At 65.8% G+C, this 26,066-nt stretch carries 24 protein-coding genes; 12 read left to right on the plus strand and 12 right to left on the minus strand.

Annotated features, from left to right (window positions below; translation table 11 throughout):
* Positions 1 to 42 precede the first annotated feature (42 nt).
* On the plus strand, positions 43 to 810 hold the full coding sequence (locus tag QX070_RS16115) for a hypothetical protein (RefSeq protein WP_315738003.1): 768 nt from the start codon (positions 43 to 45) through the stop codon (positions 808 to 810).
* 52 nt (positions 811 to 862) lie between these two features.
* On the opposite strand, the gene queC is transcribed toward QX070_RS16115, so the two are convergent.
* Positions 863 to 1,579: a 7-cyano-7-deazaguanine synthase QueC gene (queC, locus tag QX070_RS16120; protein ID WP_315738004.1), complete on the minus strand. Its 717-nt coding sequence runs from the start codon at positions 1,577 to 1,579 to the stop codon at positions 863 to 865.
* A 134-nt stretch (positions 1,580 to 1,713) separates the two neighbouring features.
* On the opposite strand from queC, the gene mazG reads away from it, so the two are divergent.
* Entirely contained in the window at positions 1,714 to 2,532 is an 819-nt protein-coding gene (mazG, locus tag QX070_RS16125; protein ID WP_315738005.1) for a nucleoside triphosphate pyrophosphohydrolase, read from the plus strand.
* A 23-nt stretch (positions 2,533 to 2,555) separates the two neighbouring features.
* Here the strand turns inward: mazG and QX070_RS16130 are convergent, their stop codons facing one another.
* Entirely contained in the window at positions 2,556 to 3,458 is a 903-nt protein-coding gene (locus QX070_RS16130) for a LysR family transcriptional regulator (RefSeq protein ID WP_315738006.1), read from the minus strand.
* 128 nt (positions 3,459 to 3,586) lie between these two features.
* Here QX070_RS16130 and QX070_RS16135 point away from each other — a divergent pair, with 128 nt between their 5' ends.
* Genes QX070_RS16135 through QX070_RS16145 form a run of 3 tightly spaced genes read left to right on the plus strand, consistent with a single transcriptional unit; the run spans position 3,587 to position 8,411 of the window.
* Positions 3,587 to 4,960 (plus strand): MFS transporter, encoded by a 1,374-nt coding sequence (locus QX070_RS16135; protein WP_315738007.1) that lies wholly within the window; start codon positions 3,587 to 3,589, stop codon positions 4,958 to 4,960.
* A gap of 20 nt (positions 4,961 to 4,980) precedes the next feature.
* Positions 4,981 to 6,681 (plus strand): FAD-dependent oxidoreductase, encoded by a 1,701-nt coding sequence (locus QX070_RS16140; RefSeq protein WP_315738008.1) that lies wholly within the window; start codon positions 4,981 to 4,983, stop codon positions 6,679 to 6,681.
* Positions 6,678 to 8,411 (plus strand): thiamine pyrophosphate-requiring protein, encoded by a 1,734-nt coding sequence (locus tag QX070_RS16145; protein WP_315738009.1) that lies wholly within the window; start codon positions 6,678 to 6,680, stop codon positions 8,409 to 8,411. The genes QX070_RS16140 and QX070_RS16145 overlap by 4 nt, the downstream gene beginning before the upstream one ends.
* A gap of 64 nt (positions 8,412 to 8,475) precedes the next feature.
* On the opposite strand, the gene hflX is transcribed toward QX070_RS16145, so the two are convergent.
* From hflX to dusB, 7 genes are all read right to left on the minus strand, one after another.
* Positions 8,476 to 9,855 (minus strand): GTPase HflX, encoded by a 1,380-nt coding sequence (gene hflX, locus QX070_RS16150; RefSeq protein WP_315738010.1) that lies wholly within the window; start codon positions 9,853 to 9,855, stop codon positions 8,476 to 8,478.
* A 27-nt stretch (positions 9,856 to 9,882) separates the two neighbouring features.
* A complete protein-coding gene (gene hfq, locus QX070_RS16155) occupies positions 9,883 to 10,131 on the minus strand; it encodes an RNA chaperone Hfq (protein WP_006613906.1) in 249 nt (82 codons plus the stop codon).
* Positions 10,132 to 10,400: 269 nt separating this feature from the next.
* Complete coding sequence (locus tag QX070_RS16160) at positions 10,401 to 11,771, minus strand: sigma-54 dependent transcriptional regulator (RefSeq protein ID WP_315738011.1); 1,371 nt, start codon at positions 11,769 to 11,771, stop codon at positions 10,401 to 10,403.
* Positions 11,772 to 11,788: 17 nt separating this feature from the next.
* Positions 11,789 to 14,134: a PAS domain-containing sensor histidine kinase gene (locus tag QX070_RS16165; protein WP_315738012.1), complete on the minus strand. Its 2,346-nt coding sequence runs from the start codon at positions 14,132 to 14,134 to the stop codon at positions 11,789 to 11,791.
* 175 nt (positions 14,135 to 14,309) lie between these two features.
* Positions 14,310 to 15,752 carry a nitrogen regulation protein NR(I) gene (ntrC, locus tag QX070_RS16170; protein ID WP_315711890.1) on the minus strand — a complete coding sequence of 481 codons (1,443 nt, stop codon included), beginning with the start codon at positions 15,750 to 15,752 and terminating at the stop codon, positions 14,310 to 14,312.
* A 9-nt stretch (positions 15,753 to 15,761) separates the two neighbouring features.
* Positions 15,762 to 16,937: a nitrogen regulation protein NR(II) gene (locus QX070_RS16175; RefSeq protein ID WP_315738013.1), complete on the minus strand. Its 1,176-nt coding sequence runs from the start codon at positions 16,935 to 16,937 to the stop codon at positions 15,762 to 15,764.
* Entirely contained in the window at positions 16,934 to 17,887 is a 954-nt protein-coding gene (gene dusB, locus QX070_RS16180; RefSeq protein WP_315738314.1) for a tRNA dihydrouridine synthase DusB, read from the minus strand. The genes QX070_RS16175 and dusB overlap by 4 nt, the downstream gene beginning before the upstream one ends.
* 449 nt (positions 17,888 to 18,336) lie before the next feature.
* Here dusB and QX070_RS16185 point away from each other — a divergent pair, with 449 nt between their 5' ends.
* The 5 genes from QX070_RS16185 to QX070_RS16205 all read left to right on the plus strand — a co-directional run bounded on the left by QX070_RS16185 (position 18,337) and on the right by QX070_RS16205 (position 22,706).
* The gene (locus QX070_RS16185; protein ID WP_315738014.1) at positions 18,337 to 19,518 is read left to right on the plus strand and encodes a bifunctional 2-C-methyl-D-erythritol 4-phosphate cytidylyltransferase/2-C-methyl-D-erythritol 2,4-cyclodiphosphate synthase; all 1,182 of its coding nucleotides are present in this window, start codon (positions 18,337 to 18,339) and stop codon (positions 19,516 to 19,518) included.
* A gap of 66 nt (positions 19,519 to 19,584) precedes the next feature.
* Positions 19,585 to 20,196 (plus strand): CinA family protein, encoded by a 612-nt coding sequence (locus tag QX070_RS16190; RefSeq protein WP_315738015.1) that lies wholly within the window; start codon positions 19,585 to 19,587, stop codon positions 20,194 to 20,196.
* Positions 20,197 to 20,355: 159 nt separating this feature from the next.
* Positions 20,356 to 20,865, plus strand: a complete 510-nt coding sequence (locus tag QX070_RS16195; RefSeq protein WP_315738016.1) for a hypothetical protein — start codon at positions 20,356 to 20,358, stop codon at positions 20,863 to 20,865.
* Positions 20,866 to 21,131: 266 nt separating this feature from the next.
* A complete protein-coding gene (locus QX070_RS16200; RefSeq protein ID WP_315738017.1) occupies positions 21,132 to 21,494 on the plus strand; it encodes a hypothetical protein in 363 nt (120 codons plus the stop codon).
* Positions 21,495 to 21,974: 480 nt separating this feature from the next.
* A complete protein-coding gene (locus QX070_RS16205) occupies positions 21,975 to 22,706 on the plus strand; it encodes an alpha/beta hydrolase family protein (RefSeq protein WP_409997700.1) in 732 nt (243 codons plus the stop codon).
* Positions 22,707 to 22,742: 36 nt separating this feature from the next.
* On the opposite strand, the gene QX070_RS16210 is transcribed toward QX070_RS16205, so the two are convergent.
* The 3 genes from QX070_RS16210 to QX070_RS16220 all read right to left on the minus strand — a co-directional run bounded on the left by QX070_RS16210 (position 22,743) and on the right by QX070_RS16220 (position 24,207).
* Positions 22,743 to 23,093: a DUF1127 domain-containing protein gene (locus tag QX070_RS16210; protein ID WP_315738019.1), complete on the minus strand. Its 351-nt coding sequence runs from the start codon at positions 23,091 to 23,093 to the stop codon at positions 22,743 to 22,745.
* 249 nt (positions 23,094 to 23,342) lie between these two features.
* Positions 23,343 to 23,900: an HD domain-containing protein gene (locus QX070_RS16215; RefSeq protein WP_315738020.1), complete on the minus strand. Its 558-nt coding sequence runs from the start codon at positions 23,898 to 23,900 to the stop codon at positions 23,343 to 23,345.
* A gap of 46 nt (positions 23,901 to 23,946) precedes the next feature.
* Positions 23,947 to 24,207 (minus strand): hypothetical protein, encoded by a 261-nt coding sequence (locus QX070_RS16220; protein WP_315738021.1) that lies wholly within the window; start codon positions 24,205 to 24,207, stop codon positions 23,947 to 23,949.
* Positions 24,208 to 24,435: 228 nt separating this feature from the next.
* On the opposite strand from QX070_RS16220, the gene QX070_RS16225 reads away from it, so the two are divergent.
* Complete coding sequence (locus tag QX070_RS16225; RefSeq protein ID WP_315738022.1) at positions 24,436 to 24,789, plus strand: hypothetical protein; 354 nt, start codon at positions 24,436 to 24,438, stop codon at positions 24,787 to 24,789.
* The gene (locus tag QX070_RS16230) at positions 24,761 to 26,023 is read left to right on the plus strand and encodes a methyl-accepting chemotaxis protein (RefSeq protein WP_315738023.1); all 1,263 of its coding nucleotides are present in this window, start codon (positions 24,761 to 24,763) and stop codon (positions 26,021 to 26,023) included. The genes QX070_RS16225 and QX070_RS16230 overlap by 29 nt, the downstream gene beginning before the upstream one ends.
* Positions 26,024 to 26,066 lie beyond the last annotated feature (43 nt).

The following is a 26,066-nucleotide window of genomic DNA, read 5'->3' on the forward strand; positions in this document are numbered from 1 at the left end:
CGTCCCGCGCATCTTCTTTGTTGAAGTTGAGGGGACGTCGAAATGCCCGCGCCAGAGTTCGCCACCATCGTCGACACGCTCGCCGGCGTGCGTCAGGACTATCACGAGAAGCTCAAATCGATTCCGCAATACGAGGCCTTCCTGCTGATCGAGAGCTCGACCGAGAAGGCTGCGGGAGCCCTGCACGGCACCGAGGCGTCGGGCTCCTCCATCGCCACCGACGTGATCGATTCGCTGCAATATGCGCGCAACCGGTTCGAGCAGCACATGGCCTCGATCCCGGAGTATCGCGTGCTGGTGGCGATCGACAGGCTGATCAAGGAAATCTCGCAGCATCTCGGCCTCGCGCCGCATGATGATGCGCCGGCCAAGGAGGGCCTTGCCGCGGCCGCCGAACAGCCCGCCGAAGCCGCCGAGGCTGTGGCCCGCGCTGCGAGCGCCGACACCGATGCCCCCGCCGAGGAGGCCGCGCCCCCCGAGCCGGAGCAGGCAGAAATGGCCGAGGACGAACCGGCGGCAGCCGCAGCGCAGCCGGTCGAAGCCGAGGCCCCCACCCTGCGTATCGTCGACACCCCGGTGAAGTCGCCGTCGATCGTGCCCGCCCATCACCACGATGCCGCCCAAGACGACGACATCGTGGTGCTGAACGCGCCCGCCTGGGAGAAGAGCGGCAAGGACGACATCACCGCGCGCCTCGTCGCGCAGGCGGCCTCCGCCGCAGCCAGTGAGGCCGATGACGGCCACGACCTCGCCGATGCGGATCTCGTCATCGTCAGCCAGCGTCAGCCGTCGGACAACGAAGCCGCCTGAGCGCTCGTCTGTCGCGCAGCTCTCCGTGGGGCCCGAGGGCCCCGCTTCCGATTCAGGATGGCCCGCCCGCCGCGACGTACGCGCGCCATCCTTTGGCGCGCAGCTCGCAGGCGGGACAGTGACCGCAGCCGTGACCCCAGTCATGCCGCGCGCCGCGCTCGCCGAGATAGCAGGTGTGCGACTGGTCGCGGATCAGGTCGACGAGACCGGCGCCGCCGAGGTCATGCGCCAGCTGCCAGGTCGCGGCCTTCGACAGCCACATCAGCGGCGTGTGCAGCTCGAACGCGCGCGCCATGCCCAGGCTCAGCGCATTCTGCAGCGCCTTGATGGTCTCGTCGCGGCAGTCCGGATAGCCCGAATAGTCCGTCTCGCACATGCCGCCGACGATGTGGCGGATGCCGCGGCGATAGGCGAGCGCCGCCGCAAAGGTCAGGAACACCAAGTTGCGGCCCGGCACGAAGGTGTTGGGCAGGCCGTCGGCGCCCATCTCGATCGCGACGTCGCGCGTCAGCGCGGTCTCGGAGATCGCAGCCAGCGTTGGAATGTCCAGCGTATGGCTGTCACCGAGCTTGGCTGCCCAGTCGGGGCGCAGGCGCGCGATGCCCTCGACCAGCCGGTCGCGGCAGGCGAGCTCGATCGCATGGCGCTGGCCGTAGGCGAAACCGATCGTCTCGACGCGCGCGAAGCGCTCGAGCGCCCAGGCCAGGCACGTCGTGGAATCCTGCCCGCCCGAGAACAGCACCAGGGCCGTCGTGTCCTGCTCACTCATGGCTCCCGCTTAGCATCATCGACGGGTCGGGCCAACCCGCCGGGCGCATCCCGTGCAGTCGCCCTTTTCGCTGGGAGCCGCGCGCGGCTTGGGGCATACAGGACCCGAGCGAACGATGCTGTCAGGACCTGCCCATGATCCCCTCCCGCGACATCTCACGCCTGATCGAGATCATGGCGGCGCTGCGCACGCCGGTCACCGGCTGCCCGTGGGATATCGAGCAGACGTTCCGGACCATCGCGCCCTACACCATCGAGGAAGCCTATGAGGTGGCCGACGCGATCACGCGCGACGATCTCGACGATCTGCGCGAGGAGCTCGGCGATCTCCTGCTGCAGGTGGTCTATCACGCCCGCATCGCCGAGGAACAAGGCGCGTTTGCATTCGGCGACGTCGTCGAGGGCATCACGACGAAGATGGTCCGCCGCCATCCGCATGTGTTCCCGGACAAGGACGGCAACGTCACCCAGCCGACCAAAGGCACATGGGACCGCATCAAGGCCGAGGAGAAGGCCGAGCGCGCCGCGCGGCGGCCGCCCGAGGCGCAGACGAGCAAGTCCTCGCTGCTATCAGGCATCAAGGCCGGACAGCCGGCGCTGGTCCGCGCCATGGAGCTGCAGCGCAAGGCCGCGACCGTCGGCTTCGATTGGAACGATCCGCGCGCGGTGTTGCAGAAGATCCGCGAGGAGGCCGACGAGATCGAGGCCGCGCTCGACAACAAGGATGCGACCGAGCTGACCGAAGAGACCGGCGATCTCCTGTTCGCGCTGGTCAATCTTGCCCGCCACGCCGAGGTTGATCCGGAGACCGCATTGCGCGGCACCAACGCCAAGTTCGAGCGCCGTTTCGCGCACATCGAGCAGGCGTTGACGGCGAAGGGCCGCACACTCGAAGAAGCGTCGCTCGACGAGATGGACGAATTGTGGAACGAGGCGAAGCGGCTGGAGAAGTAGCGTCCCCGGTTCCGAGGTCGTGATCAGCCGCCCTTGCGCGACAGCTCGGCCCTTGCGATCTCGACGAAGCGCTGGGCGGCCGGCGACAATCCAAAGTCGGCGCGGCTCAGCAGCGAGACGTGCCGATGAATCGTCGGCTGCGACAGCGGGATCGCGGCCAAGGTCGGAAATTGTGCCTTGGGCAGCATGTGCGCGGGTAGGATGCTGATGCCGGCGCCCTCCGCCGTGAGCGCCAGCGCGGTCGTGATCAGCGACACTTCCCAGGCAGGCTTCAGCGACCGCCCGGTCTCCGCCAGCGCCTCGTCGATCTGGCGGCGGATGCGCGTGCCGTGACGCATCGTGATCAGGTCGGAGCTCATGATGCCGTCCCACGTCAGACGGCGGTGCTTCTCGAACCGGCCGTCCTTGATGCCGATCGCCGAGAGCGGACTTTGCATCAGCGTCTCAATCCTGACCTCCGGTACGCCCTCGTCCTCCACGCTGCCGAGGCCGAACTCCGCATGCCCGGCCATCACGATCGCGAGCAGCTCGTCGGGCGCGACATCACGCAGATCGATGCGCACCTCGGGATGGCGCGATCGAAACGTCGCAAACACGCGTGGAAGCAGCGCCGACGCGACGCCCGCTGAGACCGCGATGGAAATTCGGCCGGCTTTGATCTCGGCCAGGTCGCGCATCCGCTGCGACAGCCCCTGCGTCCCCGCCAGGATGCGTTCCGCCGCGGTAATCGCCTCGCGGCAGGCCGCCGTCGGGTGCAGCGCCCGCGTCGTGCGATCGAACAGCTTGAGCTGAAAGTTCTCCTCGATCTGCCGGATCAGCAGGCTGATCGCCGACTGCGTGACGCGCAGCTCGGCGGCCGCCTTGGTGATGCTGCCGAGCCGATACACCAGGACCAGGGCCTCCAATTGCCGCAAGGTCGGGGGCATTAGCTTTCCTTATGAATGAATGAGAATTTTGTGGCTAATCGAAAGAGTCTGATCATGCAACATATTTGCAAACAGCCGGCGGCTGCGGTGAAGCGGCCAGGCAACAACAAGCACATGGGGAGGGACATTTGACGCAAGCGATCAATCTCACGCGCTACGTCGACGAGCGGCCGCTGTCGGGATTCCAGATCAGGGTGATCTGCCTGTGCGCGTTGGTCGTCGGGCTCGACGGCTTCGATGCCCAGGCGCTCGGCTTCGTCGCCCCTGCCCTCAGCAAGGACCTGCATCTGGCGCCGGGCGCCCTGGGACCGGTGTTTGGCGCGTCCCTGTTCGGCGTGATGATCGGCTCGCTGGTGCTCGGCGCGCTGGCCGACTATCTCGGGCGCAAATGGCTCGTCGTCGCCGGCGTTCTCGTGTTCGCGCTTGGATCGCTGGCGACCACCCAGGCCACGAGCGTATCCGACCTCGTCATCATTCGGTTCCTCACCGGCCTCGGGCTCGGCGGCGTCCTGCCCAACACGATCGCTCTGACCGGCGAATATTCGCCGCAGCGTCGCAGGACCCTGTTGATCATGCTGATGTTCATGACGGTGTCGCTGGGATCGGCGATCGGCGGAGCGGTCGCGGCCAAGCTCATCACCGCCTATGGCTGGCAGATCATCTTTCTCATCGGCGGCATTCTGCCGCTCATCCTCTGTCCCGTCCTCATTATCTGGCTGCCGGAATCGCTCTCGCTGCTGGCCCTCGACGACAACAAGAATGATCGCGTGCGCGCGCTGCTGACGCGGATCGATCCGTCGGACCGCCTGCCCGCCGACGCGCGCTTTACGATCATCGAGGAGAGCGGCAAAGGCTTTCTGCTGCCACAGCTGTTCACCAAGCGGCGTCTGCTGCCGACCTTGCTGCTGTGGGTCATGTTCTTCATGAACATGATGGACATCTATTTCCTCAACAGCTGGCTGCCGACGCTCACACATGGTGTCGGGCTCGACGTCCAGGCGGCGATCTCCGTCGGCATCGCCTTCCAGCTCGGCGGCATGCTCGGCACCGTCGGGCTCGGCCTGCTGATCGAAAAGTTCGGCTTCGATCGCGTCCTGTTCGCGACCTACGTTGCCGGCTTCCTCTCGATCATCACCATCGGTCTCGCGGGAGCCTCGTTGCCGATTCTCGTGCCGGCCGTCTTCATTGCCGGCGTCGCGGTGATCGGCGGACAGATCGGCTGCAACGCCTACGCGGCGCGCATCTATCCGACCTACATCCGCGGCACCGGCATCGGCTGGGCACTGGGCATCGGCCGCTTCGGCTCGATCCTCGGCGTCACGATCGGCGGGTTGATGCTCGCGGCGAAATGGGACGTCTCCTCGCTGTTTCAGGCCAGCGCGGTACCGCAACTGTTCTCGGCGCTGGTGATCCTCGGCCTCGCGGTCCTCGGCATGCGCGGCAGTCTTCCGAGCGCCGACGATGCGCAACGCAGTGCGCTCTCCACGCCCGAGCGCGCGTAGATCAAAGCAAGAGAACCGACATGAAGACGATACGAACCCAGGTGCTCATCGTGGGCGCCGGCCCGGTCGGACTGACCGCCGCCATGGATCTCGCCTCGCGCGGCATCGACGTCGTGGTCGCGGAGATCAGGCGCGCCGGAGAGCCGCCCAACGTGAAATGCAACCACGTCTCCGCGCGCTCGATGGAGGTGTTCCGCCGCCTCGGCATCGTCCGCGAGGTGCGCGAAGGCGGCCTGCCGGCTGATTTTCCAAACGACTGCGCCTATCGCACCGCCGTCGTCGGCCGCGAGCTGACGCGCATCCCGATCCCATGCCGCCAGGACCGCTACACGGCAACCGGTGGGCCGGATACCGATTGGCCGACGCCCGAGCCGCCCCATCGCATCAATCAGATCTATCTCGAGCCGATCCTGTTCGCTTGCGCAGAGGCGCAACGCGGCATCACGATTCTCAACCGCGTCCAGGTCGATCGGTTCGACCAGGATGAAAACGGCGTGATCGCGCGGGCGCGCGATCTCGACGCCGGCCGGGACATCACCATTTCGGCCGACTATCTGATTGGCTGCGACGGCGGCCGCTCCACGGTGCGCAAGCTCATCGGCTCACGGCTCAGCGGCACCGATGTCGTGCAGCGGGTGCAGTCGACCTACATCCACGCTCCCGCGCTGAAGGAGCTGATCACCCAGAAGCCGGCCTGGATGACGATGTCGCTCAACCCGCGGCGCTGCGGGACCACCGTCTCCATCGACGGCCGCGACAACTGGCTGATCCACAACCACCTCGCGGCCGAGGAGCTCGAGTTCGACAGTGTCGATCGCGATTGGGCACTGCGCACCATTCTCGGTGTCGACGACCGTTTCCAGTATGAGATCATCAGCAAGGAGGACTGGATCGGACGTCGCCTGGTGGCGGATCGCTTCCGCGATCGCCGCGCCTTCATCTGCGGTGATGCGGCGCATCTGTGGATCCCCTATGCCGGCTACGGCATGAATGCAGGGATCGCCGATGCGGTCGACCTGTGCTGGATGCTTGGCGGCGTCCTCCACGGCTGGGCCACCCCTGCCCTGCTCGACGCGTACGAAGCGGAGCGGCAGCCGATCACCGAGCAGGTGTCGCACTTCGCGATGAACCACGCGCTCGCGGTGATGAGCCAGAGACGCGCCGTGCCTGCGGAGGTGGAGATCGATGGCCCCGTCGGCGACGCGGCGCGCAGCAAGGTCGGCAAGGCCGCCTATGATCTCAACGTGCAGCAATATTGCTGCGCCGGCTTGAATTTCGGCTATTACTACGACCGGTCTCCGGCGATCTCATACGATGGCGAGACGCCGCCGCCCTACGGCATGGGCCATTTCAGCGCGTCCACAGTGCCCGGCGCACGCGCGCCGCACGTCTGGCTGGCCGATGGCCGATCGCTGCTGGATGCGCTTGGCCCGGCCTACACGCTGGTGCGGTTCGATCCGGCCGTCGATGTCATGCCACTGGTCGACGCCGCGGCCCGCCAGGGCGTTCCCTTGACGCTCGTCGACGTCGAGCGCGCAAAGGCCGGCTATGGATTCCCGGACAGCCTGCTCGTGCTGCGGCCGGACTCGCACATTGCCTGGCGCGGCTTGGCCGCACCGCTCGAGCCCAACGACCTGGTCGATCGCCTGCGTGGACAGGCAAGTCAGAGCATGCGCCGTGACGATGCCGTCGTCGCCCTGACCCGCGTCGTCGCGCCATGACCCGCCACACCACCGCGCATTACTTCCTCGAGGCGCTCGTCGAGATCGGCATCGACTACATCTTCGCCAATCTCGGCACCGATCATGTCTCGCTAATCGAGGAGATTGCACGCTGGGACAGCGAAGGTCGACGGCACCCCGAGGTGATCCTGTGTCCCCACGAGGTGGTCGCGGTGCACATGGCAATGGGCTATGCGAGCGCGACCGGCCGCGGCCAGGCCGTGTTCGTCCATGTCGATGCCGGCACGGCGAATGCGTGCATGGCGATTCAGAACGCCTTTCGCTACCGGCTGCCGGTGCTGCTGTTTGCAGGGCGGGCTCCGTTCGCGATGCATGGCGAGCTGCCGGGAGGACGTGACACCTACGTCCACTTCGTGCAGGAGAGTTTCGATCAGGGCAGCATCGTGCGTCCTTATGTCAAATGGGAATACACGCTGCCGTCGGGTGTCGTCGTCAAGGAGGCGGTCGCCCGCGCTGCCGCGTTCATGCACAGCGATCCGCCCGGCCCGGTCTACATGATGCTGCCGCGCGAGACCCTCGCCGAGACCTGGGACGAGGCGGCGATGCCGGCCTACCCGCCCGCGCGCCGTGGCAGCGTCAAGGCGGGAGGGATCGAGCCGGAGCGCGCGCGTGCCATCGCGGACGCGCTGATGAAGGCGGAGAATCCGATCGCGCTGACCGCTTATCTCGGACGCAGCGCCGAGGCCGTCTCTGTGCTGGAGCGGCTGGCGCTGGTCTGCGGAATCCGTGTCGCGGAGTTCAACCCCGTCACGATGAACATCTGCCAGGACTCCCCTTGCTTTGCCGGCTCCGACCCGGCCGCGCTGGTCGCCGGCGCCGATCTCGGGCTGCTCATCGACATCGACGTGCCATTCATTCCGCAGATGCTGAAGGCCGCCGATCGGCTGCGCTGGATCCAGATCGATATCGACGCCCTGAAGGCGGACATCCCGATGTGGGGATTTGCCACCGACCTCCGTATTCAGGGCGATTCGGCCGTCATTCTTCGTCAGGTGCTGGAGATCATCGTTGCCCGTGGCGACGACGCCTATCTCACGAGAGTGCGCGACCGGATCGCGAGCTGGCAGCCGGCACGCGAGGCCGCGCAGGCGAAACGGATATCCGCGGCGGCACAGAAGGGCCGGATCGGAGCGATCAACCCGGCCTATTTGTTTGCGCGGTTGCAGGCGCTGCTGTCGGAGGACGACATCGTCCTCAACGAGGCGGTCCGCAACGCGCCAATCCTGCAACAGCAGCTTCGCCGCACCAAGCCGATGACCTATGTGGGCCTGGCCGGCGGCGGCCTCGGCTTCAGCGGCGGCATGGCGCTCGGACTCAAGCTCGCCAATCCCTCAGCGCGAGTGGTGCAGATCGTCGGCGACGGCGCCTATCATTTCGCCGCGCCGGACTCCGTCTACGCCTTATCGCAGCAGTGCCAGCTCCCGATCCTGACCGTGATCCTCGACAACAACGGATGGCAGGCGGTGAAGGCATCGGTGCAGCGCGTCTATCCGGACGGCGCCGCACAGCGCACGGACTCCTTCCTCTCTAGGCTCAGCACCGGGCGCCAGGGCGAGCAGCGTCGTCTCGCCGACATCGCCTGCGCATTCGGCGCCCATGGCGAGCGGGTCGACGATCCCGACAAGCTCGATGCGGCGATCGAGCGCTGCCTCGCCGCCCTCGGTGACGGCCGAGCCGCCGTGCTGCACGTCGACATCACGCCCTTGTAGCCAGATGGATAGGCGCAGCGATGCATGTCATCCTGCACGAGAGGCAAACGACGTCGCGCGAGGCTCACGCCACGCGGGGCACGCCGTGATAGCGCTCGACCACGATGTCGCGCTTGGTGGCATCGACGCGCACGGTCATGTCGTAGTGGCCCTCGTGCAGCTCCTTGGCCAGCACTTCGGCGTTGCGATGCAGCCAGGAGATGCCGGCGCCGTCGGCCGCATCGATGGTGAGATCGAGCGTCGTCCGCGCCGCCGCGAGCCGGTCCTCGATCGTCTGCAGGAGCGCGTCGACGCCCTCCCCGGTCTGGGCCGAGACCAGCAGGCACGGGCGCTCCGGTGGCCGCCGTGCGGCGATGTTGGCGAGGTTCTCGCGCGCCGCCTCGTCGAGGCGATCGATCTTGTTCCAGACCTCGATGATGGTGTCGGTGGCCTCGGGATCGATGCCGAGCTGGCTGAGCACCAGCTCGACATCGTGCTGCTGCGCCTCGGCATCCTCGTGCGACATGTCGCGGACGTGCAGGATCACGTCGGCCTCCAGCACCTCCTCGAGCGTGGCGCGGAAGGCGGCGACGAGCTGCGTCGGCAGGTTGGAGATGAAGCCCACGGTGTCCGACAGCATCGCCTTGCCGCCATGCGGCAGCGTGATCGCGCGCAAGGTCGGATCGAGCGTCGCGAACAGCATGTCGGCGGCCTGGACGTCGGCGCGCGTCAGGCGATTGAACAGCGTCGACTTGCCGGCATTGGTGTAGCCGACCAGCGCCACGACGCGATACGGCACGCGCTGGCGTCCGGCGCGATGCAGCCGCCGCGTCGCCTGGACCTTCTTCAGCTCGTTCTCGAGCCGCGTGATGCGGTCGCCGATCAGCCGGCGGTCGGCCTCGATCTGGGTCTCGCCGGGACCGCCCATGAAGCCGAAACCGCCGCGCTGGCGTTCGAGATGGGTCCAGGACCGCACCAGGCGGCTGCGCTGATAGTTGAGATGCGCGAGCTCGACCTGCAGCGCACCCTCCTTCGTCTTGGCGCGGCGGCCGAAGATCTCCAGGATCAAGCCGGTGCGGTCGAGCACCTTGGTGTTCCAGGCCTTCTCGAGGTTTCGCTGCTGGATCGGCGAGAGCGCGCAATCCATCACCACCAGCTCGACGCCATGGCCGGCGATCACGCCGGCAATCTCTTCGACCTTGCCCTTGCCGAGATAGGTCGCGGGGCGGATCTGCCCGATCGGCGTGAGAATGGCCTCGGCCACGGTCAGGTCGATGGCCCGCGCGAGGCCCGCCGCCTCGTCGATCCGCGCCTCGAAATCACGCATGTCGGATTGGCCTGCTTGCGCGCCATCGTCGCCGCGGCGCGCTCGCAAGTAGGGGCCGACCACGATGACGAGCCCGGTCCCCTTATTGTCATCCGGCCTCGACAGGCCGATGGTCCCTTCGCGATCGCGGGGTTCCAATCAGGTCACTCTCACGTCAGGTCACACTCACGCAGACGCGTCCTCGCCGCCTTCGAACAACTGGATCGGCGCGCCTGGCATGATGGTGGAGATCGCATGCTTGTAGACGAGCTGCGAGTGACCGTCGCGCCGGAGCAGCAGGCAGAAATTGTCGAACCATGTGACAATCCCCTGCAGCTTCACGCCATTGACCAGGAAGATCGTGAGCGGCGTCTTGGTTTTGCGGACATGGTTTAGAAAGGTGTCTTGTAGGTTTTGTGCGCGGTCTGCCGCCATTGTTATTGTCTCGCAGTCTTGTGCTTTTTCTTATTGAACCTTCGATGTCCCGATCGCAGGCCCCGGATTCATCGAGGTGGCCCATGGTCCATTGAGATCCCCCTCGAGGGACCACGGGATGCCGGATTAGAAGACAGGCGAGCATATTAGGCAAGCCGCTTGCAAGGAAGCCGGTTCCAAAACAACCGGATTCATCCGTAAAATTCCGGAAATGGACGAATTTTCCAATGTAAATTCGTCCAGTCGGCAGGTTTGGCCGAGCTGGAGCCTCAGCCGACGCCGAGCGCCTTCAGCTTGCGATGCAGGGCCGACCGCTCCATGCCCACGAACTCGGCCGTGCGCGAGATGTTGCCCGAGAAGCGGCTGATCTGGGCGATCAGATAGTCGCGCTCGAACACCTCGCGTGCCTCGCGCAGCGGCAGGCCCATGATGTGCTCGCCATTGTTGCTGGTCGGCATCGCCGGCACCATCGATCCCACATCCGGCGGCAGCATGTCGGCGGTGATGATCACCTCCGGTCCACCGGCAGCCAGAATCATGACACGCTCGACGTTGTTGCGAAGCTGACGGACGTTGCCGGGCCACACATGCGACTGCAGCACGGCCATGGCGTCCTGGCCGATCTGGCGCTTTGGCAGGCCGGTCGTGGCCGAAATCTGCTCCATGAAATAGTCGATCAGCTCGGGAATGTCCTCGCGGCGCTCCGACAGCGGCGGAACCCGGATCGGCACCACCGACAGACGGTGATAGAGGTCCTCGCGGAAACGCCCGGCGGCAATTTCCTCCTCGAGATTCCGTGCGGTCGAGGAGATGATGCGCACGTCGACGTGCACCTTGGTGGTCCCGCCCGCACGCTGGAACGTCTGATCGACCAGCACGCGCAAGATCTTGTTCTGCGTCTCGCGCGGCATGTCGGCGATCTCGTCGACGAACAGCGTGCCGCCATGGGCCTCTTCCAGCGCGCCGGTCTTGCGCGACTGCTCGCCGTTCGACTGCTCGATGCCGAACAGCTCCTCCTCCATCCGCTCCGGCGTGATCGCGGCGGCGTTGATGACGACGAACGGGCCCTCGGAGCGCGGCGATTGAGCGTGCAGCGAACGCGCGGCAAGCTCCTTGCCCGAGCCCGGCGGGCCGACGATCAGGATGCGGCTGTTGGCCTTGGCGGCGCGCTCGATGGTCTGGCGCAACTGGTTCATCGATGGCGAGCGGCCGGTCATGCTGCTCGCGGTCGGCGCCAGCTGCTTGAGCTCGCGCACCTCGCGCTTCAGCCGGGAATTCTCTAGCGCACGCGTGGCAACCAGAATCAGGCGGTCGGACTTGAACGGCTTCTCGATGAAGTCATAGGCGCCGCGCTTGATCGCGGCGACCGCCGTTTCGATGTTGCCGTGGCCGGAGATCATCACGACCGGAAGGTCGGGATGGTCCTTCTTGATCTGCTCGAGGAGCTGCAGACCGTCGAGCTTGGAGCCCTGCAGCCAGATGTCCAGGAACACCAGGTTGGGACGGCGGCTCGTGATCTCCGCGAGCGCCGAATCGCTGTCGCGCGCGGTTCGCGTCGTGAAGCCTTCGTCATCCAGGATGCCGGCGACCAGCTCCCGGATATCGGCTTCATCGTCGACAATCAGAATATCACTCGCCATGGGTCACGCCTGTCTCGTCAGCTGCCGGTTGCGGCTTGGATTTTTGGTTCATCATTGGTCGTTTGAACCGTGTCAGCGGTTTCGCCGCCGGCCTCGGTCTTCTGCGCATTGTCAGACGCCCCCGCCTGCTCCTTCGCGCCCGTCTTCGCGGCCTGGCCGGAGACGGCAAAGCGCAGCCGCATCCAGGCGCCGCGCTGGCCGGGACGGAAATCGGACGCGTCCTTCAGCTCGAGCTTGCCGCCATGGTCTTCCAGCACGCGGCCGACGATGGCGAGCCCGAGGCCGGTGCCCTTGGCGCGCGTCGTGACATAGGGCTCGAGCAGCCGCTGCCGCGCCACCTTCGGCAGACCGATGCCGTTGTCGATGACGTCGATCAGCACGTCCTCACCCTCGCGCGAGGCGACGACATCGATTCGGCCTTTGCCGAGCTCCGCCTCGGGCACCACCTCGATCGCCTCGGTGGCGTTCTTGATGATGTTGGTCAGCGCCTGCGAGATCAGGCGGCGGTCAAACTGCGCGCGCAACGGGTCCTGCTTGATCTCGGTCTCGATGTCGATCTCGGGATGCGCGACCTTCATCAGGAACACGGCCTGCCGCACGGTGTCGGCGACGTCCTCGCCTTCCATCACCGGCTTCGGCATCCGCGCGAATCGCGAGAACTCGTCGACCATTCGCCTGATGTCGTCGACCTGCCGCACGATCGTCTCGGTACATTGCTCAAATACCGCCTTGTCCTCGGTGATGACCTTGCCGAATTTGCGGCGGATGCGCTCAGCCGAGAGTTGAATCGGCGTCAGCGGATTCTTGATCTCGTGCGCGATGCGGCGCGCGACGTCGCCCCAGGCGGACGTGCGCTGCGCCGAGACCAGCTCGGTGATGTCGTCCAGCGTGATGATGTAGCTGTCGCGCGCCTGGTTGGTCTGCTCGGCGGTGACGCGCACCGACAGATTGCGCTCGTGGCCGTCGCGCTGGATCGTGATCTGCCCCTGCACCAGCCGCTGCTTGCCCTCGCGCGCCGTCTTCATCATGTCGTCGAGCTCGGGCAGCACGTCGGAGAGCGGATGATCCAGCACCTCCTGCTCGGCATGTCCAATCAGCTTCTCGGCCGAGCGGTTGAGGATGCCGACGCTGCCCGAGGCATCGACGCCGATGATGCCGGCGGAGGCCGACGACAGCACCGCCTCGATGAAGCGGCGCCGGCTGTCGATCAATTCGCTGGCGCTGACCAGCTCGTCGCGCTGCGTGCGCAGCTCCTGCGTCATCTTGTTGAAGGTCTGGCCGAGCTGGGCGAGATCGCCCTCCGAGCGATGCACCGGGACCTGGACGTTGAGATCGCCGGTCGACACGGTGTTCGCGGCATTCATCAATTGCCGGATCGGCGCCACCAGCCAGTTGGCGAAGTTCAGCCCGATCAGCACCGAGGCCATCAGGATGGTCAGCGCGATCACCGCGAACATCAGCGCGAAGGCGATCTGGATGCCGAAGCGCCGCGCCTCGACCTGGGCGTATTCGGCGACCGACAGCTCGGTCTGCTTGAGCTGCTCGACGACCTGCGGATCGAGCGGACGCGCGACGTAGAGGAAGGTGTCGTTGAACGCGCGCAGCCGGATCACCGCGGCGACGTAGTTCGATTCCGGCAGGACCGCGATCTCGGGCTCCTCCTCCCGGACATTGTTGAGGAACTCGGGCGCCGGCGGCGAATAGGCCAGTTGCACCCCGCCGGTCTCGGCCCAGACGATCGGATTGGTGTTCTTGTCGATGATCATCGCGCCCGGCAGGTTGCGCGAGGCGGCGCTGGTGGTGAGCAGCTCGCGGAAGCTGGCGCGGTCCTGGTCGAACAGCGGCCGCGCGCGTGCGATGTCGGTCGCCATGCCGATGATGTCACCGCGGATGAATTGCGCGTGCTCCTGCATGTAGGCGCGCGCGATGGTCAGCGAGTTCTGGATCGCGACCTTGGCCGGTCCGGAGAACAGCCGGTCGAGGCCGCGATCGATGGTGACGTTGGCCGCCACGGCGACCAGCACCGCCGGCAATACCGCGATCACCGAGAACAGGCTGACGATCTGCACGTGCAGCCGCGCCGCCGCCCGGCCGCGCCGGCGGGCCTGCACCACCTGCCAGACCTCGCGGATGATGATCCCGACCAGGACCAGGATCGTTCCGGCGTCGATCAGGTAGAAGGTCTTGACGACGTCGGTCGTCGGCTCGACCGGGGTCAACCCGACCAGCACGATGAAGGTGAGGAAGGCCGACAGCAGCGCGAGCGCCACCGCCACCGGCGCCAGCCAGGTGCGCCAGGTCCAGCGCCGGCCGTCGGTGGACGACGAATCGAAGGGGGTGGCCGAGGTCTCTGCGCTGGTCATTCCGGCAAGGTGGGTGATGCTGAACGCGGCATGTCCGGGAATCGGACTGATGCATTCCTACCACGCTGTTGCCAAATTGCGACAAATCCGCGGCGCCGGAGCGCGTCGCGGATTTGTCTACATTAATTCTCACCTGAGGCGGGCCTGAGCCCGCCGGAAAGGTATCAAATCACCATCAAGCGCCGCTGCGGTACACCTGAATGTCGAGGTCGCGAATCTTCTTCCGCAGCGTGTTGCGGTTGAGGCCGAGCAGATCGGCCGCGCGGATCTGGTTGCCGCGGGTCGCCGCCAGCGCTGCCGTCAGCAGCGGAATCTCGATCTCCTTGAGAATGCGGTGGTACAGCCCCGGCGGCGGCACGCCGTTGGGAAACCCCTGGAAGTGCGACGACAGATAGGCCTCCACGGCGCCACCGAGATTGTCGATCGAGGTCGGCGTGTTCGAGCCGGTCGTGACTGCCGGCGGCGCCAGCTCGCCATCGATCACCGAGGCAGTGATCACGTCCTGCGGATACAGCGCGGCCAAACGCCGGGCGAGATTCTCCAGCTCGCGGACATTGCCCGGCCAGCGGTGCTGCTTGAGCCGCTCCAGCGCCGCGGCATCGAGCTTCTTCGGCGGCAGGCCGTCCTTCTCGGCCAGCGCGAAGAAATGCCGGACGAGATCCGGCAGGTCCTCGATGCGCTCGCGCAAGGGAGGCAGCCGCAGCGGCACGACGTTGAGGCGGAAGAACAGATCCTCGCGGAACAGCCCCTGCTGGATCAGGATGCGCAGGTCCTTGTTGGAGGCGGCGACGATGCGCACGTCGGTCTTGATCGGGGTGCGGCCGCCGACGGTGGTGTACTCGCCCTGCTGCAGCACGCGCAAAAGCCGCGTCTGCGCCTCCATCGGCATGTCGCCGATCTCGTCCAGGAACAGCGTGCCGCCCTCGGCCTGCTCGAAACGGCCGGACGCTCGGGTGTTGGCGCCAGTGAAGGCGCCGCGCTCGTGCCCGAACAGTTCCGACTCGATCAGGTCGCGCGGGATCGCCGCCATGTTGACCGCAACGAACGGGCCGTTGCGGCGCTTGCCGTAATCGTGCAGCGCGCGCGCCACCAGCTCCTTGCCGGTGCCGCTCTCGCCGGAGATCATCACCGTGAGGTCGGTCTGCATCAGTCGCGCCAGCACGCGGTAGATGTCCTGCATCGCCGGCGAGCGGCCGACCAGAGGGATCGATTCGAACTCGCCGTCGTCGGGCTGGCTCGCCGCACGCTCCTTCGGCTCGGCCAAGGCACGGCCGACGATCGCGATCAGCTCCTTCAGGTCGAACGGCTTCGGCAGATACTCATAGGCGCCGCGCTCCGACGCCTTGATGGCGGTCATGAAGGTGTTCTGCGCGCTCATCACGATGACCGGCAGGTTGGGCCGCATCTTCTTGATCCGCGGCAGCAGGTCGAACGCGTTCTCGTCCGGCATCACCACGTCGGTGATGACGAGATCGCCCTCGCCCTGGCTCACCCAGCGCCACAGCGTGGCGGCGTTGCCGGTCAGCCGCACCTCATAGCCGGCGCGTGACAGCGCCTGGTTCAGGACCGTGCGGATGGCCGTATCGTCGTCGGCAACGAGAATGCTACCTGCAGGCATAGGTGGTCCTCAATTTGATCCCTGTGAGGCATGCAACGGCGTCCCCGAAACGTCATCGCGATGGCCGTGGTCTGGTTGTCTGGCTGCGCTGTACATCGGCATCAGCACCCGGAAGGTCGTCTTGCGCGGCTGCGACTCGCACTCGATGATCCCGCCATGGTCGCCGACGATCTTCGCGACCAATGCAAGTCCGAGGCCGCTTCCGGTCGGCTTGGTGGTCACGAACGGATCGAACAGATTGGGCATCAGGTCTTCCGGCACGCCGGGGCCGTTGTCCCTGACGCAGAACTCCAGCGGCAGCGACACCCGCGATTTCTTGCCGGGCACCGACAGGCGCACGCCCGGGCGGAAGGCCGTGGTGAGCTGGATCTCGGCATCCGAGCCGAGATCGACGACCGCTTCCGCGGCATTCTTGACCAGGTTCAGGAACACCTGGATCAGTTGATCCTGGTTGGCGAGCACCGGCGGCAGCGACGGATCGTAATCCTCGACGAAGCGGATGTTGCGGGCAAAGCCCGACTGCGCCAGCCGCTTCACGTGATCGAGCACGGAATGGATGTTCACGGGCCCGCGCGCCACCGGGCGGTCGTCGCCGAACACCTCCATGCGGTCGACCAAAGTGACGATGCGGTCGGCCTCGTCGCAGATCAGCCGGGTCAGCATGCGGTCCTCGGAGGAGGCCTGCTGCTCCAAAAGCTGCGCGGCGCCACGGATGCCCGACAGCGGGTTCTTGATCTCGTGCGCCAGCATCGCGGCCAGCGCGATCACCGAGCGCGCAGCGCTGCGATGCGTGAGCTGGCGGTCCATCTTGTCGGCGATGGTGCGCTCCTGCAGCATCACCACGATATGGCCGGGGCGCTCCGGCAGCGGCGCGACGTGCAGGTCGACGAGCCGATCGGCGCCGGTGCGCGGCGTGCCCAGATCGACCTTGTATTCATTGACCGGCGCGCTGGTGGTGCGGACCTGGTCGATCAGCGCCAGCAAGGGGCTGCCGAACGGCACCAGCTTCTTCAGCGACTGCCGCTGCAAAAACTGCGTCGAGGAATCGAAGAAGGATTCCGCCGCCATGTTGGCGTCCACGATCATGCCATCCGGGCCGATGACGAGGACCGGATTCGGCAAAGCGTTGAGGATGGCGTCGCCATCCGACGGAAGTCGCTTGCGCTGTTCTGCGGCTGAGCTCATGCGGCTGCACTCCAGGCAAAATCGTCGAAAGCCTCACGCAGCGCCCGATGCACCTGGGATGGCTGCTCGGACGTCAGGATCTTTTCGCGCCATGCCTTCCGTTTTTCGGCCGGCGCCTGGGCGTGCTGGGCGGCGACGTCGAGCCCCCAGCTGAGATGCTTGCGGGCGTGGCGCAGGCCGACACGCGCGCCATAGTGACGGCAGATCTCGTCATAGAGCGCGGTGAGAAGACTGAGCTGCTGCGCCAGTTCGGGCGCGCCCTCTTCCGCACCGCCGTCGAGCCGGCGGCCGATCTGGCCGGGCAGCCACGGCTGTCCTTGCGCGCCGCGCCCGATCATCACGGCATCGGCGCCGGACGTATCGAGCGCCTCGCGCGCGTCTTCGTAGGTGGTGATGTCGCCGTTGACGACGACCGGCAGATCGACGGCATCCTTCACCGCGCGCACCGCGCTCCAGTCGGCCTCGCCCTTGTAGAACTGCTGCCGCGTGCGGCCGTGCACGGTGATCAGCTGCACGCCCGCGGCTTCGGCGCGGCGCGCCAGCTCCGGTGCATTGAGGCTGCCCTGGTCCCAGCCGAGCCGCATCTTCAGCGTCACGGGCACATCGACGGCCTCGACCGTCGCCTCGATCAGGGTCAGCGCATGATCGAGATCACGCATCAGGGCCGAGCCGGACTGGCCGCCGGTCACGTGGCGCGCCGGGCAGCCCATGTTGATGTCGATGATATCAGCGCCGCCCTCCTCGGCGACCCTCGCGCCCTCGGCCATCCAATGCGCCTCGCAGCCGGCGAGCTGCACCACATGCGGCCCGACGCCGCTCGCCTCGCAGCGCAACCGGGATATCCACCGCCCGCGCACGAGATCGTCGCTCGCGGTCATCTCGGACACCACCAGCCCGGCGCCGAGCTCGGCCGCGAGTCGGCGGAACGGCGCGTCGGTGATGCCCGACATCGGCGCGAGAATGGCCCGGTTGGCGAGTGAAACGTCGCCTATCTTCAAGGCTTTGGCGTGTGTATTGGCCGGACCGGTCACGAACGACTCTTAAAGCTCTTCGGACGCATCATCGCGTCTGCGCTGTACTCTCAAGCACAAATCTTGGGCAGTCAAGCGTCATGCCTACACTTTAGCCAAGACAATCAGCATTTCAAGTGCAGTGCAGCAAAATATGCTTGTTCGGCAGTCATGGTAAACCCGTGAGCCGCCGGATTTTTGCATGGCTCAGCGAGGATGCCCACAGGCGGCAGGGCGATCGGTCCGCTCGAGGCCACGGCGCCTCCCGGCACATGCATCGCGATCGCAGTTGCCGCTCAGGCAACGTGTGATCCTGCTCGCTTAACATGTTCTGCAGATGTAAGAAGCCGCGAACCCATCATCTCCCTTTGCATCGATACCCTGTTCCCATGACGACTTCTCAGCGGACTGCAGCCATTCTCGTCGCGGCCGGACGTGGCCTGCGCGCCGGCGCCGGCGGTCCGAAGCAATACCGCATGATCGGCGGCCGCACGGTCATCCATCGCGCGCTCGCCGCCTTCGCCGATCACCCCGAGGTGGCGGTGGTCCAGCCGGTGGTGAACCCCGACGACATCGACATCTTCAACGCAGCCGTCTTCGGCCTGCGCCACGAGGTCCCGGCGCATGGCGGTGCGACGCGCCAGGCCTCGGTGCTCGCAGGCCTGGAAGCGCTGGCGCCGCACAAGCCCGACATCGTGCTGATCCACGATGCCGCGCGCCCGTTCGTCACGCCCGCCGTGATCTCGCGCGCGATTCGAGCGGCCGGCAAGACCGGTGCGGCGATTCCCGTGGTGCCGGTCACCGACACCATCAAGGAAGTCGGCACGGGCGGCGACATCACCGCGACACCGGAGCGCGCGAAGCTGCGCATCGCCCAGACGCCGCAGACCTTCAAGTTCGACACGATCCTGGAGGCACACCGCCGCGCCGCGCGCGACGGCCTCACCGAGTTCACAGATGATGCGGCGATCGCCGAATGGGCGGGATTGACCGTCGCGACCTTTGAGGGCGATGTTGCCAACATGAAGCTCACCACACCGGAAGATTTCGTGCGCGAGGAAGCGCGCCTTGCCGCGCAGCTCGGCGACATCCGGACCGGCACCGGCTACGACGTCCACGCCTTCGGCGAAGGCGACCATGTCTGGCTGTGCGGCCTGCGTGTGCCGCATAGCAAGGGGTTCCTTGCCCACTCCGACGGTGACGTCGGTCTGCACGCTCTGGTTGATGCAATTTTGGGCGCCCTGGCCGATGGCGACATCGGCTCGCACTTCCCGCCCTCCGACATGAAGTGGAAAGGCGCCGCATCCGACCAGTTCCTGAAATACGCCATCGAGCGCGTGACCGCGCGCGGCGGCCGGGTCGCCAATCTCGAGGTCACGATGATCTGCGAGCGCCCGAAGATCGGCCCCCTGCGCGACCAGATGCGCGCCCGCATCGCCGAGATCACCGGCGTCGACATCTCGCGCATCGCGGTGAAGGCCACCACCAGCGAGCGGCTCGGCTTCACCGGCCGCGAGGAAGGCATCGCAGCGACGGCGAGCGCGACGATCCGTCTGCCGTGGAGCGCCTAGAGGCGCACCACCCTGTCACCGCTCGTGGAGCTTTCGATCTGACGGTCGGATGAGGACAACGCAGCCATGGCCAGCGAACGTCAAATCGGCTCTACCAGCGCGCTGGCCCGCTCGCTGCTCGACCTGTGCCGGTCGCGCAAGCTGATGATCGCGACCGCCGAGTCCTGCACCGGCGGCCTGGTCGCCGCAGCGCTGACCGACATCCCCGGCTCGTCCGACGTCATCGACCGCGGCTTCGTCACCTACTCCAACGAGGCCAAGCGCGCGATGCTCGGCGTCGAGGCCTCCACCTTGCAGACCTTCGGCGCCGTCTCCAAGGAGACCGCGATTCAGATGGCGGTCGGCGCCCTGGAGCGCGCCGACGTCGACCTCGCGGTGGCCATTACCGGCATTGCCGGCCCCGGCGGCGCCACCCCCGGCAAGCCGGTCGGCCTGGTCCATTTCGCCGTCGCCGCCCGCGACGGCCGCATCACCCACCGCGAGCACCGCTTCGGCGCCATCGGCCGCAGCGCCGTGCGCACGCGCTCCGTCATCGAGGCCCTGCGCCTGCTGATGGAGCTGGCCCGGCCACAGGTCCCCGCCAAGCCGAAACGCGCGGCGGCGACGCGACTACGTCCGCGCGTCGCCCGCACGCCGCGGCTGCATCCGGTCAAGCGGCCGAGGCGGCCCCGGACGTAGTTGGAAGTGACGCGCGCGGCTCTCGCCGCATCGTCATCGCGAGCGCAGCGACGCAATCCAGTTTTTGCCAAGGCATCCGTACTAGATTGCATCGACCAAATCGCGCTTGGCAATAATGATTGAGGAGCTCTGCCGAAGTTACTGATCGGAAAACTATCCATGGGTCAACGCAACTACTACCTCTGTCAATTTCTATTTGACGGGCAACGCCCCTACGTCATTTGGGCGTCGAACAATACGGACGAGTTGATACGTCTGTCGAATGGAAAGATCGCTACTTTCCGAGACGAAAGCGGGGCCGCCGAATTCTGTCGCGTAGCTGGCATATCGCTCATGGCAGAGCCAGCCGTGGTCTATGACTTCGATCGTATTGCAGCGTGGTGTACGAATGCTGCGATTCGGGATATTGATCCCGCGGCATTCCTCAATGCCTGGAACATGCTCGATGACGCGCACAGCTTTAAATCAGGTGTGCGTAGCCTTCATGAGCACAGTTTGAGTGAGGCAGGATACGTTTACGACAAGTTGTTCTGGGCCAATAATCTCCCCTCCGTAACGCCGATCGGCACGCACTATGATCCAGCTTGGTCCGAAGAAGACATGAAGCAGATGTCCCACATATTTCGTTTGGGTCTTGCGGAGTTGCGCGCCAGCATCGCCATGTCGTAGCTCGTCGGCGGGGTAGCCGCAGCAAACGCGTAGTCCGTAGGGTTGGCAAAGCGTCCGCCGCAAGGTGGACGCGCGCCCACCAGCGGCAACGGTGCACCGGAATGGTGGGCACGGCGCGCTCATACGGTCGCGGACAAGAGCAAAAGAATTGGGGCGCCTTTGCCCACCCTACACATCTCTCACGCATGCCAGAACGGACGGCGACGCTGGGCTCATCCAATCCGTCCGTCGTTAGCAACCTCGCGTGATACAAGGCTCTCGATCCAATGAGCGAGTCGAAGATAGACAAATTCCATGCGCTGCGGCCATGGGCGTTTCACGAGATTCGCCGGCTGACGGTCGAGCATCTGTATTCTGGACAACCGACTTGCATCGTCGAGCTGGTGCTCCTGACGGATCGATCGCGAACCGAACCGCGGCTGGAATTGCGCTTCATCGGCGCGGTCGAGGTCAGGATCGGACACCTGGACCGCATGGACGGTTTCCGTCTGGACGTCAGGGACATCGGTCATTGGCAGCGGGAGGGAATACGCTTCGAGGTGGTCGATGACGAATCGCAGTTGCTATCTCTGCAATGTGCCGATTTTGAATTCCTCCTGATCGGTTACGCTGAAGGCACGATCAATTGAGCATCGAAAGTGCGCCTCGCAATGATGATAAACGGAGAGTTGCCGCACGATCTCGAAAGCGTGATTTAACAATGTTGTCATGAATCAAGCTTGGGCTGGCGTTGAACCGTCAAGGACATCGCGACGACGGACGCGAAGCGCTCCTGACAGCATGACAAGCTCGCTAGACCATTGCGCACCGCGAACTTGATCGACGCAACCCTCGCGAGAGCGCGCCGAGCTACATGTCAGGAGGAGATCATATTGCTAGACCGCACATTCGCTGCCCTCTCGTTCGTCCTCCTACTCCTGACCTCCTCCGCCCACGCCGCTGGCTTGCAGCTCTTAGAGGTCGATCATGGATTCCACGGCATCATCTGGACGCCTTGCGCCGCAGACGCCGGTAGGGTGCCGGTTGGAAGCCTCGCGATCCCAGGGCTGGAGACACTGCCCGGGGTAAAGAATTGTCCAATCAAGGGCACGAAGCTGCCATTGGTCGTCATGTCCCACGGGCGCGGCGGCTGGATCGGTGGAAACCACGATGTTGCGGAAGCGCTGGCGGACGCGGGATTCATCGTCGCGGCGATCAACCATCCCGGCGACAGTGTCGGCGACCTGGCGCTGCGCGACAGCCTGTCGGTCTGGCTCTCACGGCCGCAGGACATGATGCATCTGATCGATTTCATGTTGAACGATTGGACAAGCAGAGCCGCGATTGATCCGGACCGTATCGGCTTCTTCGGCTTTTCGCGCGGTGGCTACACCGGAACCGTTCTCGCCGGCGTCGACCCGGACTTTCAAAGGGTGGCGCACTACTGCACGCAACAGAACCCGTTCTGCGAGCAGGTCCGCAATGGCGAGTTTCCCAGAAGCTGGCCGCACGACGAGAGGATCAAGGCGGCCGTGCTGGCCGACGCCGCCCACACGGTCGGATTCACGCGAGCAAATCTCGCGAGCATCAAGATTCCCCTCCAGGTCTGGCGCTCGGAGCTCGGCGGCAACGGGGTCGATCCGGAAGGGACCGCCCGCGTAACCGCGAGCCTTCCCGGCACGCCCGAGGTCCACACCGTGCCCGCCGCGCATTTTGCTTTCCTCGCGCCGTGCTCCGCGGAGCTCGCGGCCGCCGTCCCGCGCATCTGTGCTGATACGCCTGCGGATTTCGACCGCGCGGCGTTTCACCGAGAGTTTGACGCCCAGGTCGTCAGGTTCTTCTCCGAGAAGCTGGGCAAGTAGGATCCGTGGCAGAACCTGCGTTCCGCCGCGTCGCTCTCATGCGCGCCAGAACGGGCGCCGGCACAGCCGCCGCGCCTCGTCGCGTGTCAGGCCGTAGTCCTGCAGCACCTCGTCGGCGATCCACGGCAACTCCCGGGCGAAGCGACCGCGCTCGCGCCAGCGCTTCCACCAGAGCCGCAGCAATGACACTGGCTGCAGCTCGGCGCAGCTTTGATCAGGCGCCGGTCGCGCCAAGTAGTAGATCTCGGCGCCGGGCTTGGGCGAGATGGGATGGCTCGCCGAGGGACCACGGCGCCGCTCGTCGAGTTCCTGGAAACGCAGCACATGATGGAGCGGAGTTCGCTCCTCGATGGCGCTGCCCCTCGGATCGTCGGTCGTGCTCGGCATGGCGGGCTCCCCTTCAAATGAAGAACCTGCCGGCAACAAAAAAAGCCGCCAGGTTCTGGCGGCTGATCGGATCATTTGCTGCAAATCGTCAGATTGAGCGCGATCCTCCCGCCGCCAGCGAGCTACGGTGCGTGATGCGACCAAAACGATGGGAAGCGACGGTGATCATGGCCGGCTCTATAGCTGATCGCCCTGAGGTTGTCATCATCGAATCCGGTGCGAGGCGGGCAAGCGCCTTGCCCGATCTGGTCAGGAGGGAAAAGCACCGACGGTCCGCGCAAGTTGCCGCGCCAACGGTCCGGGCAGAGCCTCATCGAAAATCCGGCTCAGCGTGCGGTAATACCAGATCGTCCCATCCCTTCCACCGGTGAAGCGTTGCCACACGACGTCGCCCACCTCATCAAGGTCGCTCGCGATCGCTTCCGCGTTGTCAACCTTGTCAGCGAGCGAGACCAGCAGCGATGACGCCGGCTTGAGCGGCAGCCGGGCGAGATAGGCTTCCTTCCGCGGGCGCCAGGCCGGCCTCGGATCGCCCCAGGAATCCGTGCAGTCCGCGACGATCCCGGCGACGCGATCGCCAAAACGCCGGCGGATCTCATCCAGCGTGGCCTGCCCGCCCTGGTCCTCGGCGGCGTCATGCAACAGTCCCGCGATAGCCTGCACCTCGCTGCCGCCCGCCGACAGCACGCGGCTGGAGACGCTCAGCAGATGCGCGATGTAGGGCACGTTGCTGCCCTTTCTCAATTGGGTCCGGTGCAGCCTTGTCGCATAGACGAGCACTTCGTCGTAGAGATGGGAGAGTAACATTGCTTGCTTTCTTCTCTGGCTGACGCAGGGTCAGACCGATGGTTCGTCATTGGGGATTGTCGGCATTGTTCCAATCATTGGGCACCACGTCGAGCATCATCCTAGCCGACCCGTCGGGCGAATCAGCTGGCGTGCGGAATAGCGGAGAGCCCGCCTCCGGTGCCTTGCTGCGATCGAAGCGCATCGCGAGGGCGTGCGCCAAGACACTGATTTCCTCAATCCGTTCAATGTCCGACTCACTGTCCAGTCCTGCCGACGAAAATATTCTCGTTTCTATTTTCCAGAATTCATGCTTCCCTCTCGTCATCCCGCCTCGACACGAGGGGCGTATCGCGATCGTCACGACACGCGAGGTGGGGAGGCGATGGCCGCCGATGGGCCGCAGCACGTCTGATGACGTGCGGACGAACGGCTCTTGGCGGACGTGAAGTCGCAGCGTCCTGGCACCCCGATGCTGGTGTCACGCCGGTGGAGATGATGATCCGCCGGTCACGGGGGCAAGACAGCCCGGTCCCCGGGGAGACTGCGTATAAACGTGAAGACCATCGCGCAGGGAATGCCGGATGTCGGCTGGACCTGTGGTGACTGCCGCCTGCTTTTTGTTGCAGGCGGGCCATGGGTTGCGGCCAGCACCCGGCATTCCCTGCGCCCTCGTGATTTCAGAGGGTCGATCGAGATGCACAGCCCGGGCGTGATTGCGCCGCGGAGGATGCGGCTGCGTGCCCGCTGGATGCCGTCCCTCACCGTCCGGACCGCGATCGCCGACCATTATCGCTCGCCCCTCCACGGCCTAAAGGTTTTGGTTAATTTTGTCCTGCTACGTCTCGCGCATTCTTCTCTGACAGTGGATTCGGGACCCCATGGCTTTCTTCTCCGGCAAGTCGGCTGATCGCACGCATAACCTCCTGATGACGGAGCTGTTCGAACGCCATCGCGACGCCATCCTGGTGATGTCCGACGGCAAGATCATCGCCTGCAACGAGACCGCGGTTCGCTTCGGCGGCTTCCGCAGCAAGCAGGACTTGCTGTCGCGTTCGCCGGCGACCATGGCGCCGGAGTTTCAGCCCAGTGGCAAGCGCTCCGCCGACGTGGTGAAGGAGATGGATGCCAAGGCCAGGCGCGAGGGCCACGCGACGTTCGAGTGGACCACCAAGCGCGCCGACGGCAGCCCGGCCCTGGTGCAGATCACGCTGGTGCCGACCCAGGTCGAGGGCCAGACCTACGTCATGAGCTTCCGCCGCGATCTTTCCGACCTCGTCGCCGCACGCGAGGAGAAGAAGCGCGCGCTGGACCAGATCGCCAAGGATTTCGAGACCAGCGTCGGCGCCATCGCCAATGCGATCTCTGGCGCCTCGCGCGAAGTCGAGACGACGGCCGCGTCGCTGACGACCACGGCGGACCAGGCCGCGCAGCGCGTGGCGCTGGTCGCCTCCGCCTCGAACTCCGCATCGTCCAACGTGCAGTCGGTGGCCGGCGCCACCGAGGAGCTCTCGACCTCGGTCAGCGAGATCAACCGCCAGGTCGCGACCTCCTCAACCATCGCAGCCGAAGCGGTCGAGGCGTCCTCGCGCACCAACGATCTCGTCAACAGCCTCGCGGACGCCGCAGCCAAGATCGGCGCGGTCACCGACATGATCAATGCGATCGCGAGCCAGACCAACCTGCTGGCGCTGAACGCGACCATCGAGGCGGCGCGCGCCGGCGATGCCGGCCGCGGCTTCGCCGTGGTCGCCTCGGAGGTGAAGAGCCTGTCGAGCCAGACCGCAAAGGCGACTGACGAGATATCAGCCCACATCAGCGCGATGCAGCGCGCCACCAGCGACACGGTGGCCGCGATCCAGGGCATCGGCGGCACCATCGGCCAGATCAGCGAGATCGCCAAGACCATTGCGACCGCGGTCGACCAGCAGGGCCACGCGACGCAGGAGATCGCCCGCTCGGTCAGCCAGGCCGCCAGCGGCACCCGCGAGGTCGCCACCAACATCGGCTCGGTCAGCCAGACCGTGGAATCAGCTGGCGGCGCCGCGCGGCAGATGCTGGGCGCGGCCGGCCAGCTCGCCAAGCACGCGGACGAGCTGCGCGGCAAGGTGAAGGACTTTTTGAGCGCCGTGCAGGCGGCGTAGTTTCGATCGCCGGCGCGACGTGTCCGCGATCAGAACGACTCCG

The organism is Bradyrhizobium sp. SZCCHNR1093 (assembly GCF_032381175.1).
GTDB lineage: Bacteria > Pseudomonadota > Alphaproteobacteria > Rhizobiales > Xanthobacteraceae > Bradyrhizobium.

Bases quoted from the DNA above. Each gene is read 5' to 3' on its own strand.
- QX070_RS16175 (WP_315738013.1), bottom strand. From the start codon at position 16,937: ATGAGCTCAGCCGCAGAACAGCGCAAGCGACTTCCGTCGGATGGCGAC.
- QX070_RS16230 (WP_315738023.1), top strand. From the start codon at position 24,761: ATGGCTTTCTTCTCCGGCAAGTCGGCTGATCGCACGCATAACCTCCTG.
- ntrC (WP_315711890.1), bottom strand. From the start codon at position 15,752: ATGCCTGCAGGTAGCATTCTCGTTGCCGACGACGATACGGCCATCCGC.
- hfq (WP_006613906.1), bottom strand. From the start codon at position 10,131: ATGGCGGCAGACCGCGCACAAAACCTACAAGACACCTTTCTAAACCAT.
- QX070_RS16160 (WP_315738011.1), bottom strand. From the start codon at position 11,771: ATGGCGAGTGATATTCTGATTGTCGACGATGAAGCCGATATCCGGGAG.
- queC (WP_315738004.1), bottom strand. From the start codon at position 1,579: ATGAGTGAGCAGGACACGACGGCCCTGGTGCTGTTCTCGGGCGGGCAG.
- QX070_RS16190 (WP_315738015.1), top strand. From the start codon at position 19,585: ATGGCCAGCGAACGTCAAATCGGCTCTACCAGCGCGCTGGCCCGCTCG.
- mazG (WP_315738005.1), top strand. From the start codon at position 1,714: ATGATCCCCTCCCGCGACATCTCACGCCTGATCGAGATCATGGCGGCG.
- QX070_RS16140 (WP_315738008.1), top strand. From the start codon at position 4,981: ATGAAGACGATACGAACCCAGGTGCTCATCGTGGGCGCCGGCCCGGTC.
- QX070_RS16220 (WP_315738021.1), bottom strand. From the start codon at position 24,207: ATGACGAGAGGGAAGCATGAATTCTGGAAAATAGAAACGAGAATATTT.
- QX070_RS16215 (WP_315738020.1), bottom strand. From the start codon at position 23,900: ATGTTACTCTCCCATCTCTACGACGAAGTGCTCGTCTATGCGACAAGG.
- QX070_RS16195 (WP_315738016.1), top strand. From the start codon at position 20,356: ATGGGTCAACGCAACTACTACCTCTGTCAATTTCTATTTGACGGGCAA.
- QX070_RS16115 (WP_315738003.1), top strand. From the start codon at position 43: ATGCCCGCGCCAGAGTTCGCCACCATCGTCGACACGCTCGCCGGCGTG.
- QX070_RS16185 (WP_315738014.1), top strand. From the start codon at position 18,337: ATGACGACTTCTCAGCGGACTGCAGCCATTCTCGTCGCGGCCGGACGT.
- QX070_RS16165 (WP_315738012.1), bottom strand. From the start codon at position 14,134: ATGACCAGCGCAGAGACCTCGGCCACCCCCTTCGATTCGTCGTCCACC.
- dusB (WP_315738314.1), bottom strand. From the start codon at position 17,887: ATGTCGGGCATCACCGACGCGCCGTTCCGCCGACTCGCGGCCGAGCTC.
- QX070_RS16205 (WP_409997700.1), top strand. From the start codon at position 21,975: ATGTCCCACGGGCGCGGCGGCTGGATCGGTGGAAACCACGATGTTGCG.
- QX070_RS16130 (WP_315738006.1), bottom strand. From the start codon at position 3,458: ATGCCCCCGACCTTGCGGCAATTGGAGGCCCTGGTCCTGGTGTATCGG.
- QX070_RS16210 (WP_315738019.1), bottom strand. From the start codon at position 23,093: ATGCCGAGCACGACCGACGATCCGAGGGGCAGCGCCATCGAGGAGCGA.
- QX070_RS16145 (WP_315738009.1), top strand. From the start codon at position 6,678: ATGACCCGCCACACCACCGCGCATTACTTCCTCGAGGCGCTCGTCGAG.
- QX070_RS16200 (WP_315738017.1), top strand. From the start codon at position 21,132: ATGAGCGAGTCGAAGATAGACAAATTCCATGCGCTGCGGCCATGGGCG.